The organism is Lysobacter sp. MMG2 (genome assembly GCF_016735495.2).
Taxonomy (GTDB): domain Bacteria; phylum Pseudomonadota; class Gammaproteobacteria; order Xanthomonadales; family Xanthomonadaceae; genus Lysobacter_J.
The window spans coordinates 13495-31716 of the sequence record NZ_JAERQY020000004.1 but is presented as its reverse complement, the minus strand read 5'-3'; the positions used below and the strand labels follow the sequence as shown (position 1 = coordinate 31716).

The following is an 18222-nucleotide window of genomic DNA, read 5'->3' as shown; positions in this document are numbered from 1 at the left end:
ATCAATCCTGTCGTTCTGGGTCGTGCTCGTACCGAGGCTGCGATCACTTCAGCTTGACCAGCCGGGCCACGTCCGTGCGCAGGCCGGCCGGATCGAAGCCGGGAGCGTAGCGCAGAATCACGAAGCCGTAGGGATCGATGACGTAGGCGGGCACGCCGCGGGCGTTGGCGGGGTCGCCCTTGACGGTGACCTCGTCCACGCGCCGCAGGCCCGCGCGCAACTGTGCGTTGGGCGCCAGCACCTTCAGCGTCGCCGGCGGTTTCACTCCGGCGGGCCAGGCGCAGGCGTCGGTGGGGCAGAGCCACAGCACGTGGACCTCGTCCGCGTCCTTGCCGAACAGCTCCCACACCGTTTCGACCTCGCGCGCGAGCGTCGTGCATTCGGCGCCGCAGTCGGCCGGCGGCGCGACCACGATGCGCCAGGTGCGCTCGCCTGCCTTCCACACGTATTCGCCACCCGACATCAAACGCGGCGACAGGTTGCGCACGTCACCCGGCGGCTCGAGCAGTTCGCCCACATTCTTGGTGCCGGCCGGACGCCAGCCCGAGAAGCGCAGCAGGCCAGCCACGAGCATGCTGCCGAAGAACATCACGAACAGCAGCACCAGCAGCATGCGGTTGCGGTTTCGATTGGGCACGTTCGCGCCGTCGGGGGTGGTGTCGTGGCTCATGTCGAACTCCTTATGGCCGACGGCGCTTGCGGAAGGTGAGGATCAGTGCGGTCGCCAGCACGGCGACCGCCAGCGCGAACCATTGCAGGGCATAGCCCCGGTGTTGGTCCGGCGGAAGGGTGTTGGGCAGCAGTTCCAGGTCGCGTTCGTAGCCGATGCGCAGCTGCGGATCCAGGCGCAGCACGCGCGGCGCGAGCGGCACGGACAGACCGGTTTCGCGCGCGATCGCGGCCAGGTCCACGCGCGTCATCAGCAACGCATCGCCCTGCCGGGCCAGCCCGGGGCCGAGCGCGAGACCGGTCGACGGCGGCGGCACGAGCAGGCCGCGCAGTTCCCATGTGCCGGGCATCTGCGGCACCTGCGGCAGCTTGCGATCGCCCGCGAGCGGCAGCCAGCCCAGGTCGACCAGCATCGGCCCGCCCTGCGACGGCAGGAAGATGCAATACACGCGCACACCGGCGCGGCCGTTGCGCTGCTGGTTGTCGAGCAGCAGGGCGTCGCGCGCGTCGAACACGCCGGTGCCGACGGCCCAGTCGTATTCGCGGGCGCGGGCCGCATCGCCGGCCAGCGACAGCGGCTGCGGCGTGCGCGAGCGCATCACCTGCGCGGCGGCATCGAGCATCGCCTGCTTCTCGATCGCCCGTCGCGACTGCCATAGGCCAAGGTTGCCGAACAGCGTGATCGCCAGCAGCGCGGCGATCCAGCCGACGATGAGGTTACGGCGGCGGCTCACGACTTCCTCGCCCCGCGCTGCGATAATCCCGGCCACGCCCAGTCGCGGGCCCCGTTGGAGGCCGCCATGAACGATTCGCTCAAGACATTGCTGATCATCGCGTTCCTGATCGTCATCCTGTGGAACCTGGGCGCCGGCCTCTATTACATGCTCGTGGACAAGGGCGAGAGCAAGCGCACCGTGAATGCGCTGACCCGCCGCATCGCGCTGTCCATCGCGCTGATCCTGCTGGTGGTGCTGGCCAACTACATGGGCTGGATCAAGTTCCACGGCGGGCCGTGAAGAGCCGGGGTTCGTTATTCGGGATTCGGGATTCGTAAAAGCAAAAGAGCGACGGCATGCCGTCGCTTCTTGCTTTGGGGATCCAGGTTTTCGCTTTTGCTTCTACGAATCCCGAATCCCCATTCCCGAATCCCGGCTTACAGCACGTAGACGAACAGGAACAGGCCCAGCCACACCACGTCGACGAAGTGCCAGTACCAGGCCACCGCTTCGAAGGCGAAGTGGCTGTCCTTGGTGAAGTGGCCCTTCAGGCAGCGGAACCAGATCACCGCCAGCATGATCGTGCCGAGCGTGACGTGCGCGCCGTGGAAGCCGGTGAGCATGAAGAAGGTCGAACCGTAGATGCCCGAACCCAGCGTCAGGTTCAGCTCGGTGTAGGCGTGGATGTACTCCTCCGCCTGGAAGAACAGGAACAGCGCGCCCAGCAGCACCGTCAGGCCCAGGAAGACCAGCAGCTGCGTGCGGTGGCCGGCCTTCAGCGCGTGGTGCGCGATGGTGACGGTGATGCCGGAGGTCAGCAGGATCAGCGTGTTGAGCAGCGGCAGGCCCCAGGCCGGAATCGTCTGGTAGACGCCGCCGATGGCGCCCGGGCCGTTGCTCGGCCAGGCGTCGCTGAAGTTCGGCCACAGCAGGGCGTTGGTCATCACGCCGTCGCCTTCGCCGCCGAGCCACGGCATCGCGTAGTGGCGGGCGTAGAACAGCGCGCCGAAGAAGGCGCCGAAGAACATCACCTCGGAGAAGATGAACCAGATCATCCCCATGCGGAACGAGGTGTCGACCTGCTTGTTGTAGTTGCCGCGCACCGATTCGCGCACGACGTCGCTGAACCAGCCGAACAGCACGCCGACCATCAGCGCGATGCCGAAGAAGAACACCGGCTTGCCCCAGCTGACTTCGTTGAACCAGCTGGCGATGCCGAGCATCGTGGTGAACAGCGCGATCGAACCGAGGAACGGCCAACGGCTGCTGTGCGGCACGAAGTAGGTGTTGGCGTCTGGCGAGTGGGCTTGGGCCATGGCGGCGTTCCGGTCAGTGATGCGATTACAAGGAAGTGGGATGCGTCAGGGCGCCGACATCGGCGAGGGGGCGGCCTTCGCCGTTCCCTGCGCCTGGGCGGTGAGCGCGTCGTTCTTGAAGAAGGTATACGACAAGGTGATGGTCTTCACGTCGGCCGGCAGGTTCGGATCGACGATGAAGCGCACCGGCATGTCGCGCACTTCGCCGGCCTTGAGCGTCTGGGCCGTGAAGCAGAAGCATTCGGTCTTGCTGAAGTAGCCCGAGGCGCGCGCCGGCGCGACCGAGGGCACCGCGCTGCCGACGACGGTGCGGTCGGCGGTGTTGCGCGCGTGGTAGGTGGTCTCGTAGAGCTCGCCGGGGACGACCTGCATGGTCACCTTGTTCGGCGTGAACTCCCACGGCAGCTTCGAGTTGACGCCGCCGTCGAACTGCACGGTGATCACGCGCTTGGCCGGCGTGGCCGTGGCGTCCTGCACGCCTTCGGCCGCGGTGCGTTCCAGGCGGATGCCGAAAACCTTTTCGCAGGCGATGCGGTACAGCGGTACCAGCGCGAAGGTGAGCGCGAACGCGCCGATCGCGACCACGACCATCTTGGTCAGGCCGGCGCTCTTGCGCGGCTGATCGCTCGCGCCGCTCATTTGCCCATCGTCCCGCTGAGGATGAAGACGACGTAGATCAGCACCGCGACACCGGCGATCCACAACGCCGTGCGGCGCGCGGCCTTGCGGCGGGCGGCGAGATCGGCGGCGTTGTGGTCGGGCTGGTTCATGGTCGTCTCGTTTCGGCTCGCGGGCCTTTGCTTCTACGGAGCCCCCTCAAGTTAAGGGGGCGGCCGTTGCTGCGCGCAGCGTAGCAACGGCGGGGTTGTGGAAGCATGAGGCGGTATCCGGAGCCGGTACCTCTCGCGCTTTACTCAATCAACAGCAGATCAATGCGTGATGTCGCCGTGCGCCAGGTCGCCGTCACGAATGACCGGCGGCGTGCTGAAGGTGTGGTGCGGCGCCGGGCTCGGCACGGTCCACTCCAGGCCACGCGCAGTCGGCCACGCACGCGCTTCGGCCTTGACGCCCACGGCCTTCGAGCGCCACAGGATGAAGGCCATCATGAACGGCGTGACGAACATGCCGAACGCGCCGATCGAGCTGACCAGGTTCCAGTCCGCGAACACGACGTTGTAGTCCGGGATGCGGCGCGGCATGCCGGCCAGGCCAAGGAAGTGCTGCGGGAAGAACAGCAGGTTGACGAAGATCATCGTCCACCAGAAGTGAAACTTCGCCATGCCTTCGCTGTACATGCGGCCGGTCCACTTCGGCCACCAGTAGTACACGGCGGCGATGATGGAGAACAGCGCGCCGGTCACCAGCACGTAGTGGAAGTGCGCGACCACGAAGTAGGTGTCGTGGTACTGGAAGTCGGCCGGGACGATGGCCAGCATCAGGCCCGAGAAACCGCCGATGGTGAACAGGATCACGAACGCCAGCGCCCACAGCATCGGCGCTTCGAACGAGATCGAGCCGCGCCACATCGTGGTGACCCAGTTGAACACCTTCACGCCCGTCGGCACGGCGATGAGCATCGTGGCGAACATGAAGTAGATCTCGCCACCCAGCGGCATGCCGACGGTGAACATGTGGTGCGCCCACACGATGAACGAGAGGAAGGCGATCGACGCGGTCGCGTACACCATGGCCTGGTAGCCGAACAGCGGCTTGCGGCTGAAGGTCGGGATGATTTCCGACACGACGCCGAAGGCCGGCAGGATCATGATGTAGACCTCGGGGTGACCGAAGAACCAGAAGATGTGCTGGAACATCACCGGGTCGCCGCCGCCAGCCGCGTTGAAGAACGAGGTGGCGAAGAACTTGTCGGTCAGCAGCATCGTCACGGCGCCGGCGAGCACCGGCATCACCGCGATCAGCAGGAAGGCGGTGATCAGCCAGGTCCAGCAGAAGATCGGCATCTTCAAAAGGTCGATGCCCGGGGCGCGCATGTTGAGCACGGTGGCGATCACGTTGATCGCGCCCATGATCGAGCTGATGCCCATCATGTGGATGGCGAAGATCGCGAAGGCCACGTTGCTGCCGCCCTGCAGCGAGAGCGGCGGATACAGCGTCCAGCCGCCGGCCGGCGCGCCGCCCGGCAGGAACAGCGTGAGCAGCAGCATCGCGAAGGCGAACGGCAGGATCCAGAAGGACCAGTTGTTCATGCGCGGCAGCGCCATGTCCGGCGCGCCGATCTGCAGCGGGATCATCCAGTTGGCCAGGCCGACGAAGGCCGGCATCACGCCGCCGAAGATCATGACCAGCGCATGCACGGTGGTCATCTGGTTGAAGAACATCGGTTCGACGAACTGCAGACCCGGCTTCATCAGTTCGGCACGGATCACCACCGACATGGCGGCGCCGATGATGAACATGATGAAGCTGAAGATCAGGTACAGCGTCCCGATGTCCTTGTGGTTCGTCGAGAAGAACCAGCGCTCGATGAAGCCCTGCTTGTGGGCGTGCTCATCGTGATGGTGGGTGTCAGCGTGCGTGACGGCCATGGCCTACCTCAGGAGATGCGGGACGATCAGCCGGCGACCGGCGTCTGCTTTTCAGCAGAAGCGGCCGTGGCGTCGGTGTTCGGGGTGGTGGCTTCCGGCTGCGCCGGGGCGGCCGGCGGGGCGGCCGGAGCCGGTGCCGGGGCGTTCTTCGCCTTCTGCGCCGCCAGCCACTGCTGGTACTCGGCCTTGGTCACGGCCTTGACCACGATCGGCATGAAGCCATGGTCCTTGCCGCACAGCTCGGCGCACTGGCCGCGGTAGATGCCCGGCTTGGAGATGTCGGTCCAAGCTTCGTTGACGATGCCCGGGATCGCGTCCTGCTTCCAGCCCAGCGCCGGCACCCACCACGCATGGATCACGTCGTCGGCGGTGATGACGAAGCGGATCTTGGTGTCGATCGGCAGGACCAGGACGTTGTCCACATCCAGCAGGTAGTGCGGGTGGTTCGCGTCGCGCGCGTCCTTGCCGCTCTGGCGGATCTCGTCGCTCTTGCGGTCCAGGCGGCTGGTGAAGCCGACGTTCTCGCCCAGGTAGTCGTACTTCCACATCCACTGGTAGCCGGTGATCTTGACGGTCATCTCGGCGTTGCGGGTGTCGTACATCTTGATCAGCTTGCTGGTGGCCGGAAAGGCCATCAGGACCAGCAGCACCACCGGGACGACGGTCCAGATGATTTCCAGGCGCGTGCTGTGGGTGAAGTCCTTGTCCGGCACGGCGCCCTTGGAGTGGCGGAACTTGAACATGGCCACGGCCATGGCGCCGAACACCAGGATGCCGATGACCACGCACACCCACAGGGCGAACATGTGCGCCGAATAGGCGTTGGCGGACTGGACGGTGACGCCCTGGCCCATGTTGAGCTGCCACGGCTTCGGATCGGCCGCCTGCGCACTGGCAAGGACCGGCAGCGCCATCGCGGCGATGCCCGCGCCCCACTGCTTGAAACGACCGGCTTTCATCTGTTCGAGCCCCAGAAATGCGCTGAGTAAATGGTGGAAACTGGCTGAGCCGTTCGGCTTGGCTTGCGGGCTCATCCGGTGCACGGGGTGGATATCCCAGTCCGGAAGGCCACCAAACAGGCATCCGGATTCCGCCCCGCGTAACCGCTCATTTTACCGACCGCACGCGAACCCAACAACCGCAACTATCAAACGACACGGGACTGTCGGCAAATTTCGCAACATTCAAGGCGTCGATCGCACCTCCCGGGGGCGGCCGGCGGGACGGTAGCAGGCCATCCGCGCAACACCGGCGGCGACCCGGACGCTCTAGACTATTGGGCTTCCCACGGCTGTCCCATGGCCCCATGACCACCCATTCCGCCACCGCCGTCGCCAGCGACGGCCCGCCGGCGCCGCATGCGCTGATCACCCCCGAACTCCCGCCGGCCCCCGCCGCCGCCCGCGCAGCCATCACGGCCGGCTGGGTCCGCGACGAGGCCGCCCACGTTCGCGCCCTGCTCGAACAGGCCCGCCTGCCCGACGCCGACCGCGCCGCCGCGCAGGCCACGGCCGCAGACCTGGTCCGCCGGGTCCGCGCCCGCGCCCAGGACCAGGGCGCGATCGAAGCCTTCATGCGCCAGTACGACCTGGGCAGCGAGGAAGGCGTCCTTCTGATGTGCGTGGCCGAAGCCCTGCTGCGCATTCCGGACCAGGACACCGCCGACAGGCTCATCCGCGACAAGCTCGGCGATGCGGACTGGAAGAAGCACATGGGCCAGTCGGACTCGGTCCTGGTCAACGCCTCCACCTGGGGCCTGATGCTGACCGGACACCTGGTCGACCTGGCCGACGACACCAAGCGCGACGTGCACGGCGCCTTCAAGCGCCTGCTCGGCCGCGTCGGCGAGCCGGTGATCCGCCTGGCCGTGCGCCAGGCGATGAAGATCATGGGCCACCAATTCGTCATGGGCCGCACCATCGGCGAGGCGCTGTCGCGCTCGCAGAAGAACGGCAACGCCGCCTACCGCTATTCGTTCGACATGCTGGGCGAAGGCGCGCTCACCACCAAGGACGCGCTGCGCTACCAGCAGGCGTACCGCGATGCGATCCACGCGATCGGCAAGAGCGGCAACTTCGTCGGCGGCGATGTGTTCGCCACGCCGTCGATCTCGGTCAAGCTCTCCGCCCTGCATCCGCGCTACGAGCACGCCAAGCGCGAACGCGTTTTTGCCGAACTCGTGCCGCGCGTGCTCGAGCTGGCGCAGATGGCCAAGTCCTACGGCATCGGCTTCACCGTCGACGCCGAGGAAGCCGACCGCCTCGAACTCTCGCTCGACGTCATCGCCGCCGCGTATTCGGACAAGTCGCTCGAGGGCTGGGAAGGCTACGGCCTGGCGATCCAGGCGTACCAGAAGCGCGCGCCGGAAGTGATCGACTTCATCGCCGATCTGGCCCGCCGCACCGGCCGCCGCATTCCGGTGCGCCTGGTGAAGGGCGCGTACTGGGACAGCGAAGTGAAGCGTGCGCAGGTCGACGGCCAGCTCGGCTATCCGGTGTTCACGCGCAAGCCCAACACCGACGTCAGCTACCTGGCCAACGCACGCAAGATGCTGGAAGCCGGCGACGCGATCTATCCGATGTTCGCCACGCACAACGCCCAGACCATCGCGACGATCCACCAGCGCGCGAAGGCCATGGGCCGGCAGAAGCATTTCGAGTTCCAGAAGCTGCACGGCATGGGCGACGACCTGTACGCCGAAGTGATTCCGGCCGATCGCCTCGACGTGCCGTGCCGCGTGTACGCGCCGGTGGGTTCGCACGAGGACCTGCTGCCGTACCTGGTGCGTCGCCTGCTCGAGAACGGCGCCAACTCCAGCTTCGTCAACCGCATCACCGACGAGGACATCGCCATCGATGACCTCATCCACGATCCGGTCGCCACCGTTTCCGCATTCGAATCCATCGCGCACCCGCGCATCCCGCAGCCGCTCGATCTGTACCGCAGCTTCGGCATCGACAGGACCAACTCCATGGGCATCAACCTCGCCAACGACGATCAACTGCGCGCGCTCGCCGAGCAGATCAACGCCGCCGCGCGCGCAGACTGGCGCGCCGCGCCGCTGGTGCCGGGTGCGAACGTGTCCGGCCCGGACATCGCCGTGACCAACCCGGCCGATCGCCGCCAGGTCGTGGGCCAGTGGAAGGCCGCCGACAGCGCGACTGTCGAGAAGGCCGTGCAGAACGCGGTGAAGGCCGCCGACGGCTGGAACACCACGCCGGCCGCCAGCCGCGCCGCGATCCTCGAACACGCCGCCGACCTGCTCGAGCAGCGGATGCCGCAGTACCTCGCGCTGTGCACGCGCGAAGCCGGCAAGTCGATTCCCGACGGCGTGGCCGAAGTGCGCGAGGCCGTCGACTTCCTGCGCTACTACGCCGGCCAGGCGCGCAAGCAGTTCGCCATCGAAGCGCTGCCGGGCCCGACGGGCGAGTCCAATACGCTGCAGCTCTCCGGCCGCGGCGTGTTCGTCTGCATCAGCCCGTGGAACTTCCCGCTGGCGATCTTCGCCGGCCAGATCGCGGCGGCGCTCGCCGCCGGTAACGCCGTCATCGCCAAGCCGGCCGAGCAGACCAACCTCATCGGCTACTACGCGGTGAAGCTGCTGCACGAAGCCGGCATTCCGGAAGCCGTGCTGCAGTTCCTGCCGGGAGACGGCGCCACCGTCGGCGCCGCGCTGACCAAGGACCCGCGCATCGCCGGCGTCGCCTTCACCGGCTCGACCGACACCGCGCGCGCGATCAACCGTGCGCTCGCCGCGCGCGACGCCGCCATCGGCGTGCTGATCGCCGAGACCGGCGGCCAGAACGCGCTGATCGCCGATTCGTCCTCGCTGCCGGAGCAGGTCGTCAAGGACGCGATCGCCTCGGCCTTCACCTCCGCCGGCCAGCGTTGCTCGGCCGCGCGCGTGCTGTTCGTGCAGGACGACATCGCCGACAAGGTCACCACCATGCTCGCCGGCGCCATGGCCGAGCTGAAGGTCGGCGACCCGGGCCTGCTGTCCACTGACGTCGGCCCGGTGATCGACGAGGACGCGCTGAAGATGCTGCGCGACCACGCCGAGCGCATGGACCGCGAAGCGACCAAGATCGCCGAGGTCGCACTCGACGGCGAGGCCGCCAACGGCAGCTTCTTCGCCCCGCGCGCCTACACGCTCAAGTCGCTGGACCAGCTGCACAAGGAAGTCTTCGGGCCGGTGCTGCACGTGATCCGCTGGAAGGCGGACCAGCTCGACGCCGTCATCGACCAGATCAACGCCACCGGCTACGGCCTGACGCTGGGCATTCATTCGCGCATCGACGAGACGATCGAGAAGATCGCTTCGCGGGTGAAGGTGGGCAACTGCTACGTCAACCGCAACCAGATCGGCGCGGTCGTCGGCGTGCAGCCCTTCGGCGGCCAGAACCTGTCCGGCACCGGCCCCAAGGCCGGCGGCCCGCACTACCTTCCGCGCTTCGCGACCGAGAAGACCATCACCGTCAACACGACGGCCGCAGGCGGCAACGCGTCGTTGCTGACGCTGGGCGACTGAGTCGCAAGGCGGCCCAGCCGCCATCGCAGTCCCACCGACGGCCCCGGCATCCACCGGGGCCGTCGTCGTATGGGGGCCGTTGAGGCGCAGACCGACAGACGATTCGGAGAAATCTGACGAGATTTCATGGACTTGTTGCGTCGCTGTCATCGGGCTGTGATGTCGACGCCTGGCTTGTGATGGCGATTTCAAGCCGCGGGCGGCGGGGGAAGTGAGGGTTGGGGTCCGGCGGGACGGTGACGTCCTCCGGATCGTCCTCCACCTCCGAGAGCCGCCATGCCCAAGCATCCGCCGCAACGCCGCCTACTGACCCTCGCACTGCTGTCCGCCCTCGCCGGCCCCGCCTTCGCCGGCGGAAATTGCCAACTCTTTGATGACAGCGGCGCGGCGCTGACGATCGACAGCACCGCCGCGGGCGCCGAGGCACTGGCCTGCGGGCCCGACGCCAAGGCCTCGGGCGATGGCGCCGTGGCCGTCGGCGACGAAACCACCGCCTCGGGCAGGAACGCCACAGCGGTCGGCTCGTGGATCGACCTTGATGGCGACGGTGCGGTCGATCCCGACGAGATCACCTGGGCCAAGGGCGACGGCGCGACCGCGCTCGGCGCTGCGTCGCAGGCACTGGGCACGTCCAGTGTCGCGGTCGGCGTGCGCTCGGTCGCGAGGGGCGACAATAGCGTCGCCGTCGGCAACCAGGCGCAAACGCAGGCGCAGGTCACCACGACCACGAAGACCACGGTCCAGGGCACGCCCAACACGGTCACCACGACCACCTCGGTCGCGCCTTCCTCCGCCAGCCAGTCCGGCAGCATCGCCATGGGCAGCCAGGCGCGCGCCAACGGGAGCAACGACATCGCGATGGGCACCGGCGCGACGGTCGAGAAGGTCGCCGCCACCCTTAGCATGAGCACCACCGGCGGCGTCAGCACACTGGTGCAGACCACGACCGCGGGTCCGGCCTCCAACAGCATGGCCGTCGGCAACGCGGCGCGCGCGAACGGCGATGGCACGATCGTCATCGGCGCCAACGCGTTGGCCGAAGCGAAGGTCGGCCAGACGCTCACGGGCTTTGGCAGCACCAGCAACTACTTCACCGTCGGTCCGGCGAACAACACGACTGTGATCGGCAACGGCGCCCGTGCGCTTAGCGGCAACAGCGTGGTGATCGGCGCCGGCGCGCAGACGCTCGGCGACGGCCTCGACCCGACAGGCACCAAGCTGCTGAAAGACCAGAACAACACCGTCGTCGGCGTGGAAGCCGCATCGGTACGTGGCTGGGGCACGGCGTTGGGCTACCGCGCGATCGCGTACGGCTACCAGTCCACTGCCATCGGCTCGCGCAGCTACGCCGTCGCATATCAGTCCACGTCGCTGGGCGGGCTGCTCGACCTGGGCGCCATCTTCCCGGGCTCCGGCCTGTCCACCGTGTTCACCCAATCGCTCGGCACCGGCTCGCAGGCCCTGGGCAACGGCTCACGCACGTTCGCCAACTACGACACGGCGGTGGGACCGGCCGCGGCCACCAGCTCGTTCTATAGCGCCGAAGGCGGAACCGCGCCTTACCAGTCCAACGACATGACGGTGATCAACGGCGCCACCGCGCTAGGGTTCCGCTCCTTCGCACGCGGCCACCTGAGCACCGCCATCGGCGCACAGAGCCTGGCCAACGATGCGTTCGCTGTCGCGATCGGCAACGACACCGTGGCCTGGGGCATGCGCAGCATCGCGCTGGGCGACAGCGCCGTCGCCACCTGGCACGACGACATCGCAATCGGCACCAACGCCCATGCGTGGGGCGGCTATGGCACCGGCAATATCGCCCTGGGTGTCGACGCGCGTGTCGGCAACAGCAGCGGCGACGACATTTCCAACGCCATCGCCCAGGGCACCGAAGCCGAGGCGATGGCGGACGAGGCAGCCGCCCTGGGCCATGCCGCTTCGGCCAGCGGGATCGCTTCCGTCGCCGTGGGCAATGAAAGCCAGGCCAGCGGCACGTCGGCCGCGGCCTTCGGCGATAGCGCGGTGGCCAGTGGCGAATTCGCCAGCGCCCTGGGCAACTATGCCTACGCCAGCGGCGACTACGCCCTGGCGGCCGGCAGCAACGCCTTCGCGATGGGATTGAACAGCACCGCCGTCGGCTACAACAGCTACGCCTCGGGCGATGACAGCGCTGCGTTCGGCAGCTATGCGATCGCCGATGCCATGTCCGCGTCGGCGTTCGGCACCGGTGCGAAGGCGACGGGCGAAGTCAGCGTCGCCATCGGCAACTACTCGATTGCCGGCGCCACCATGTCGATCGCGCTCGGCGGTGCCGCTGATGCCCGGGCATTCAAGTCCATCGCCATTGGCACCAATTCGATTGCCTCCGGCGACCAGTCGACCGTTCTTGGCAGCGACGCGCAGGCGCAGGCCGCCAACAGCGTCGCCATCGGCGCCGGCTCGATCGCGAATCGGGCGAACACCGTCTCGGTGGGTACCGCCGGCAATGAACGCCAGATCGCGAATGTCGCCGCCGGCACGGAGGACACCGACGCGGTCAACGTCGCCCAGCTCAACACCGCGCTGGCCAACGTCGACGACACCGTCGGCGAACTCGACGACGCGGCCGTGAAGTACGACGACGCCACCACGCGCGACAAGGTGACGCTGGGCGGAACCACGGGCACCACGATCACCAACCTGCGCGCGGGTCTGGCGACCAATGACGCCGTCAACGTCGGCCAACTGCGTTCGGTGATCAACGCCTTCGGCGGCGGCGCCACGCTCGACGGCAGCGGCATGATGACGATGCCGACCTTCCAGGTGCTTGGCGGGCAATACAGCACCGTCACGGAAGCCTTCTCCGCGCTCGGCGCCGGCATCACCGGGCTGAGCAACCGCCTCACGCTCGTGGAGAACCACTTCTCCGGCCCGCATACCGACGTGCCGATCGGCACCGGCAGCGGCCTGCCGATCGGCGAAGGCAGCGTCGCCGTCAGCAGTCGCGACACGGCGGTGGGCACCGGCGCGAATGTGCGCTCGGACAGCAGCACCGCGGTGGGCGTCAACGCCACCGTCGGCGCCTCCGCCAGCAACTCCGTCGCCCTCGGCGCGGACGCGCGCGTTACCGCGCAATCCGGCACGGCCGTTGGCCAGGGCGCATCGGTGACGGCGAGGAACTCGGTGGCCCTGGGACAGGGCTCGATCGCCAACGAGGCCAACACCGTGTCTGTCGGCAGCGCAGGCAACACGCGTCGCGTCACCAACGTCGCCGCCGGCGTGAATGCCAGCGACGCGGTGAACGTGCAGCAGATGCAGGCCGGCGACGCGCAAGCCGTGGCATCGGCGAACGCCTACACCGACGCCACCGCGACGCAGACCCTCACCCGCGCCAATGCCTACACCGATAGCCGCTACCAGGGACTGAGCGATTCGTTCACCGAACTGAAGAACGACATCGGCTACCGGCTGGGCAAGCAGGACGAGCGCATCGACCGCCAGGGTGCGATGAGCGCGGCGATGATGAACATGTCCATCAACGCCGCCAACTCGCGCAGTCCGCGCGGTCGCATCGCCGTCGGCGCCGGTTGGCAGAACGGCGAAAGCGCGATGTCCGTCGGTTACTCCAAGGCCATCGGCGACCGCGCTTCGTTCTCGATCGACGGCGCCTTCAGCAGCGACGACAGCTCCGCGGGCATCGGCTTCGGCGTCGATCTCTGAGTTCCTCCGACACGCGGCGCCCGTCATGGGCGCCGCGACACCCCTACGCACTCCCAAGGAATCCCTTATGAATCTTCGCCGCACTCTGCTGAGCGTCCTGATCGCCGGCGCCTGCACGCCCGCGTTCGCCGCCACGGTGGACCTGTCCTCGCTCGACGACGCCAGCGTCTCCGGGCGTTTCATCGTGAAGTACCGCAGCGGCAGCGCCGAGCGCGTGCAACCGCAGGCGCGGGCCAAGGCCCTGGCCGCGGCGGCCGAACGCGCACGCCCGCAGATGGGCGCACGTATCGCCGGCCTGCGCGGCGCCGCTGCATTGCGCGTCGACACGCTGCGCGCCACCGCCACCGGCAAGCACGTCGTGCGCGCTTCGCAGCGACTGGATCGCGCGCAGGCCGAAGCGCTGATGCGCGCGATCGCCAGCGATCCCAATGTCGAATACGTGGGTGTGGACCGCCTGATGCACGCAAGCGCAATGCCCAACGATCCGGTGTTGGCCACGCACCAGATGTGGCACTACGGCACCGGCAGCGGTGGCGCGCGCGTGACCAGCGCATGGGCGCAAGGCGCGACGGGCGCCGGCGTCGTGGTCGCGGTGCTCGACACCGGCGCCACGCATCACGCCGACCTGGTGGCGAATCTGTTGCCGGGCTACGACTTCATCACCGACAAGGAACTGTCGGGTCGCCCGACGGACGAGCGCGTGCCCGGCGGTTGGGACCTGGGCGACTTCACCACGGCCGGCCAGTGCGCTCCGGGTTCGCAGCCCAGCAACAGCAGCTGGCATGGCACGCACGTGAGCGGCACCATCGCGGAAGTGACGAACCACGGCATCGGCGGCGCGGGTGTCGCCTACAACGCCAAGGTCGTTCCGGTGCGAGTGCTCGGCCGCTGCGGTGGCTACACGTCGGACATCAACGACGCCATCGTATGGGCGGCGGGTGGCCACATCGACGGCGTGGCCGACAATCCGAATCCGGCGGAAGTGATCAACATGAGCCTGGGTGGCTCGCATGCCTGCGAAGCCGATACGCAGGCCGCGATCGACCGAGCCGTGTCACTGGGCGCGACCGTGGTCGTCGCGGCGGGCAACGACAACGAGGACGTGTCGGGCCACGCGCCCGCCAGTTGCGCACGCGTAGTCGCGGTGGGCGCGACGGGTTACAGCGGACAGCGCGCGAGTTACTCCAACTATGGTCCCGGCGTGGACCTGGCCGCGCCCGGTGGCGCGGGTGTGGAGGGATCGCCCAACGGCTACATCTGGTCCACCCACAACACCGGCAAGACCGTTCCCGAAGGCGATCGCTACGTCGGCATGACCGGCACCTCGATGGCGACCCCGCACGTCGCCGGCGTCGTCGCGCTCATGCAGAGCGTCGCGCCCACGCCACTCACGCCGGCGCAGGTCGAAGGGCTGTTGAAGGCGTCCGCGCGCCCATTCCCGTCGAAGCCGGACCGGGTCATCGGCTCGGGCATTCTCGACGCATCCGCCGCGGTCGATCGCGCGAAGACCTTCGGCCAACCGCTGCAGGCCGCCCCGCTCACCAACAATGTGGCCGAAGCGATGCCGCCACTGGCCGCCGGGCAGAGCACGCTGTACGCCATCGTCGTGCCGGCCAACGCGACGAAGCTGGAGCTCACCAGCTATAGCGGGCGCGGCACGCTGTCGGTGTACGCGAACTACGAAACCGAACCGATGCAGTCGGCGAACATCGCCTCGTCGGTGCGTCCCGGCACCAACCAGGTCATCAGCATCGCCTCGCCCGCCGCCGGCACGTACTACTTCAAGGTGGTGGCGACCGCAGATGCAGCCGGCGTGCTGATACGCGCGCGCATCTACTGATTGCAGGACGGCCGCAGCCGGGGCCTCACGGGCCCCGGCTTTTTTCTTAAGCGAAAAGTTCTCATGCGTCATTCCATCCGCACGCTCGTGGTGCCATTGCTGCTGATCTGTGCCGCATGCGGCCCGAAGCCGCCCGCGCAGGACGTCAAGACTCCATCGCACGCGATTGCGCCGCTGCATACGGTTTCGCCCGCTTCGCCGCGCCGTCTTCGCATAGGCGAGCAACTCGTGCTCCAGTTCGATGCGAGCCCGGCGAGCGGCTATTCCTGGAGCTTCGCCGGCCCGCTTCCGCCCATCCTGCGCATGGAGCGCGACCCCGCGCAGGTGCCGCCGGAAGTGCCGCGCGACGCCACGGTGCAGACCTGGACGTTCCGCGCCGAGCACGCCGGCCGCGCCAGACTGTCCTTCGTCTACGGGCATCCGTGGAGAGCACGTTACGCGCCGCCTGTCTACCGGGAGTTCGACGTGCAGGTCGAATGACGCCGCACGGCATATCGCCTGCAAGTCCACCGCTAAGTACGCTCGGCGAAGCACGACAATGAACGCCGGGTATCACGCGTATGCGCCTTCCGATCTACCGGTTCGGGGAGTTCGAACTCGATCCAGCCGCGCGCGAACTCCGACGTCGGGGCGAGCGCGTACCGTTGCCGCCGAAGTCGTTCGACTCCCTGGCCTACCTCATCGCCCATCGCGAACGCGCGGTGGGCCGCGATGAACTCATCGCCGCGGTTTGGGGACGCGTGGACATCACCGATACGGTGGTCGCGCAAACCATGCTGCGGGCGCGCAAGGCACTGGGTGACCAGGGCGAGTCGAGCCAGTGCTACGTACGAACCGTGCCCCGCTTCGGCTATCACTGGGTCACCTCCGTGGAGGAAATCTGGCGTGCGCCGGTCGCGACCGCTACGCCGCCGACGTCCGTAGAACCGGCAACACCCGCGCGTGAGGAGAACGCAGCGCGACCGCACGCTCGCCCATGGCGCGTGCTGGTCCTGGTCGCATCGATCGCGGGCATCGCTCTGGCCGGCCTGATGACCGGACGCGCCTTGCGCACGCCACAGGCTCCGCGTGCGGAGAAGGCCGTCGCCAATGCCGTGCTCGTGCTTCCCGTGACCGTCGCGCATGGCGAGGCAGAGGATGCATGGGTGCGGCTGGGCGCGATGGACTACATGGCCAGCCGCCTGCGTCACGGCGGGTTGCCCGTCGTGCCCAGCGAGCAGGCCCTGCACCTGAGCGCGATGGCACGCGCGCAGTCGCTTGATGTCGAACGCGCTGCCCAGCTTGGGGAAATCGCGGATGCGCGCTGGGTCGTCGCACCGCAGGCCGAACGCGACGCGCGCGGCTGGCGTGTCCGGCTGACCGTGTTCGAAGCAGGGCGTGAGAAAGCGATCGAAGCGCGTGGCACGAGCGCGCTCGCCGCCACGGCGGCGGCGGTGAATGCCTGGCTTCGGCGCGTGCATCCGGAGAACATGCGATCGGATCCCGGCCCGAGCGACTTCGATCAACGCCTGCAGCAGATCGATGCGGAGCTGCTGGCCGGGCAGCTCGATGCTGCGCGCCAGCTGATCGAATCGGTTCCGCCCGATGCGCGCGCCCAGCCCGCGCTGCGCGTACGCGAGGGACAGCTCGCGTTCCGCACCGGCCGCGTGGACGAAGCGGCGGCGATCTTCCAGGAGACGCTCGCGCGCACCGGACTGACGCCGGAAGTGCGTGCGCGCACGCTCATGGGCCAGGGTGCAGTGGAGATCCGCCGCGGCGAAGCCGTTCGCGCGGAACGTCATTACACCGAAGCGCTGAAGCTGCTGCCCGGTCTGGTGCGGGTCGACGATCCGACGATGGCCGGCAATGCCTACAACGGCCTGGGCGTGGCGCTGGTGCTCCAGGGACGCATGAACGAGGCCGTGCTCAACATGGGCATGGCGCGTGTGGAAATGCAGCGCTCCGGCAACCTGATCGAGGCGGCCTCGGTCGGCGCCAACCTGGGCATGATCGAGCAGCAGCGGCGTCATTACCCGCAGGCGATGCAGGAGTTCGATCGCGCCATCGATGTGTTCGAACGTTTCGACGTGCGCGACCACATGGCCGCGGCGCTCATGGCAAAGGCCGGCGCGCAGCTGGACATGGTGCAGGCCGACGCGGCGGCGGCGAGCATCGCGCGTGCGCGTTCGTTGATGGGGTCGGTAGAGGATCGCGTGTTGTCCGCGCGGATCGCGGCGTTGAGCGCGAGGATCAACCTGATGCGCGGACGGCTCCGGGATGCGTCACGCGACATCGCCCGCCTACGCGCGCTCGACACTTCACAGCAGAGCGACGGCATGACGGTTCGCGAGCTGGAGATGCGCGCCCTGCTCGTGCGCGGCGACGCCGTCGGCGCGGCGCGCCTGGCGCGCGCGTCGCTGCCCCGGGATGCGTTCGTTTCCGGAGGCCTGTCGTTGACCGCAGTGCAGGCCGCGCTGGCGATGCAGGACGAGGCCACATCATCGCGATGGCTCGCCTACCGCGACCGAATTCCCGCTGCCCAGCGCAGCGTGGACTGGGACATCGCCGAGGCATTGCTCGCACAGTCGCGTGCGCGCACGCGCGATGCGTTGTCGAAAGCGGACGGCGCGGTAGCGCGTGCCGAAAGCACCGGCAGCCCGGACGAACGCGTGCAAACCGGCGTGTTCAAGGCGCGGCTGTTGCGCATGCAGGGAAATGTCGAGGCCGCGGTGCCCGTGCTCGGTGACCTGGATGCGTTCGCCGCGAGGGATTACCGCGTGGCGTGGGAAACGCTGGCGGTATACCGCGTCCTGCGCGACGAAGCGATGAGCCGCGCCGCATCGGCGCGCGTGCAGGCGCTGCGCGGCGAGCGGGATCCGGCCATCGTGCCGGCACTATGAGCGCGCGTTCGTCGGGCCACAAAAGAAAA

The 18222-nt window shown here is 68.0% G+C and carries 13 protein-coding genes; 6 read left to right on the top strand and 7 right to left on the bottom strand.

Annotated elements, in window-relative coordinates; translation table 11 throughout:
* Positions 1 to 43 precede the first annotated feature (43 nt).
* The gene (locus tag JI752_RS14740; protein WP_216965460.1) at positions 44 to 670 is read right to left on the bottom strand and encodes a hypothetical protein; all 627 of its coding nucleotides are present in this window, start codon (positions 668 to 670) and stop codon (positions 44 to 46) included.
* Positions 671 to 680: 10 nt separating this feature from the next.
* Positions 681 to 1403 carry an SURF1 family protein gene (locus JI752_RS14735; protein WP_216965458.1) on the bottom strand — a complete coding sequence of 241 codons (723 nt, stop codon included), beginning with the start codon at positions 1401 to 1403 and terminating at the stop codon, positions 681 to 683.
* A gap of 66 nt (positions 1404 to 1469) precedes the next feature.
* Here JI752_RS14735 and JI752_RS14730 point away from each other — a divergent pair, with 66 nt between their 5' ends.
* A complete protein-coding gene (locus JI752_RS14730; protein WP_158983730.1) occupies positions 1470 to 1685 on the top strand; it encodes a twin transmembrane helix small protein in 216 nt (71 codons plus the stop codon).
* Positions 1686 to 1822: 137 nt separating this feature from the next.
* On the opposite strand, the gene JI752_RS14725 is transcribed toward JI752_RS14730, so the two are convergent.
* The 5 genes from JI752_RS14725 to coxB form a co-directional block, all read right to left on the bottom strand.
* Entirely contained in the window at positions 1823 to 2701 is an 879-nt protein-coding gene (locus tag JI752_RS14725; protein ID WP_216965456.1) for a cytochrome c oxidase subunit 3, read from the bottom strand.
* Positions 2702 to 2746: 45 nt separating this feature from the next.
* The gene (locus tag JI752_RS14720) at positions 2747 to 3340 is read right to left on the bottom strand and encodes a cytochrome c oxidase assembly protein (RefSeq protein WP_216965454.1); all 594 of its coding nucleotides are present in this window, start codon (positions 3338 to 3340) and stop codon (positions 2747 to 2749) included.
* Positions 3337 to 3471, bottom strand: coding sequence for a hypothetical protein (locus JI752_RS19460; RefSeq protein WP_256448151.1), 135 nt, complete (start codon positions 3469 to 3471; stop codon positions 3337 to 3339). The genes JI752_RS14720 and JI752_RS19460 overlap by 4 nt, the downstream gene beginning before the upstream one ends.
* Before the next feature lie 159 nt (positions 3472 to 3630).
* Positions 3631 to 5247: a cytochrome c oxidase subunit I gene (ctaD, locus tag JI752_RS14715; RefSeq protein WP_216965452.1), complete on the bottom strand. Its 1617-nt coding sequence runs from the start codon at positions 5245 to 5247 to the stop codon at positions 3631 to 3633.
* A 26-nt stretch (positions 5248 to 5273) separates the two neighbouring features.
* Entirely contained in the window at positions 5274 to 6161 is an 888-nt protein-coding gene (gene coxB / locus JI752_RS14710) for a cytochrome c oxidase subunit II (protein WP_254200974.1), read from the bottom strand.
* Between the two features lie 392 nt (positions 6162 to 6553).
* Here coxB and putA point away from each other — a divergent pair, with 392 nt between their 5' ends.
* From putA to JI752_RS14685, 5 genes are all read left to right on the top strand, one after another.
* A complete protein-coding gene (gene putA, locus JI752_RS14705; RefSeq protein ID WP_216965448.1) occupies positions 6554 to 9775 on the top strand; it encodes a bifunctional proline dehydrogenase/L-glutamate gamma-semialdehyde dehydrogenase PutA in 3222 nt (1073 codons plus the stop codon).
* A 276-nt stretch (positions 9776 to 10051) separates the two neighbouring features.
* On the top strand, positions 10052 to 13474 hold the full coding sequence (locus JI752_RS14700) for a YadA-like family protein (protein WP_216965447.1): 3423 nt from the start codon (positions 10052 to 10054) through the stop codon (positions 13472 to 13474).
* Between the two features lie 67 nt (positions 13475 to 13541).
* Positions 13542 to 15314 carry a S8 family peptidase gene (locus JI752_RS14695; protein ID WP_216965445.1) on the top strand — a complete coding sequence of 591 codons (1773 nt, stop codon included), beginning with the start codon at positions 13542 to 13544 and terminating at the stop codon, positions 15312 to 15314.
* A gap of 63 nt (positions 15315 to 15377) precedes the next feature.
* Positions 15378 to 15794, top strand: a complete 417-nt coding sequence (locus JI752_RS14690) for a protease inhibitor I42 family protein (protein WP_216965444.1) — start codon at positions 15378 to 15380, stop codon at positions 15792 to 15794.
* Positions 15795 to 15874: 80 nt separating this feature from the next.
* Positions 15875 to 18193 (top strand): winged helix-turn-helix domain-containing protein, encoded by a 2319-nt coding sequence (locus tag JI752_RS14685; RefSeq protein WP_216965442.1) that lies wholly within the window; start codon positions 15875 to 15877, stop codon positions 18191 to 18193.
* Positions 18194 to 18222 lie beyond the last annotated feature (29 nt).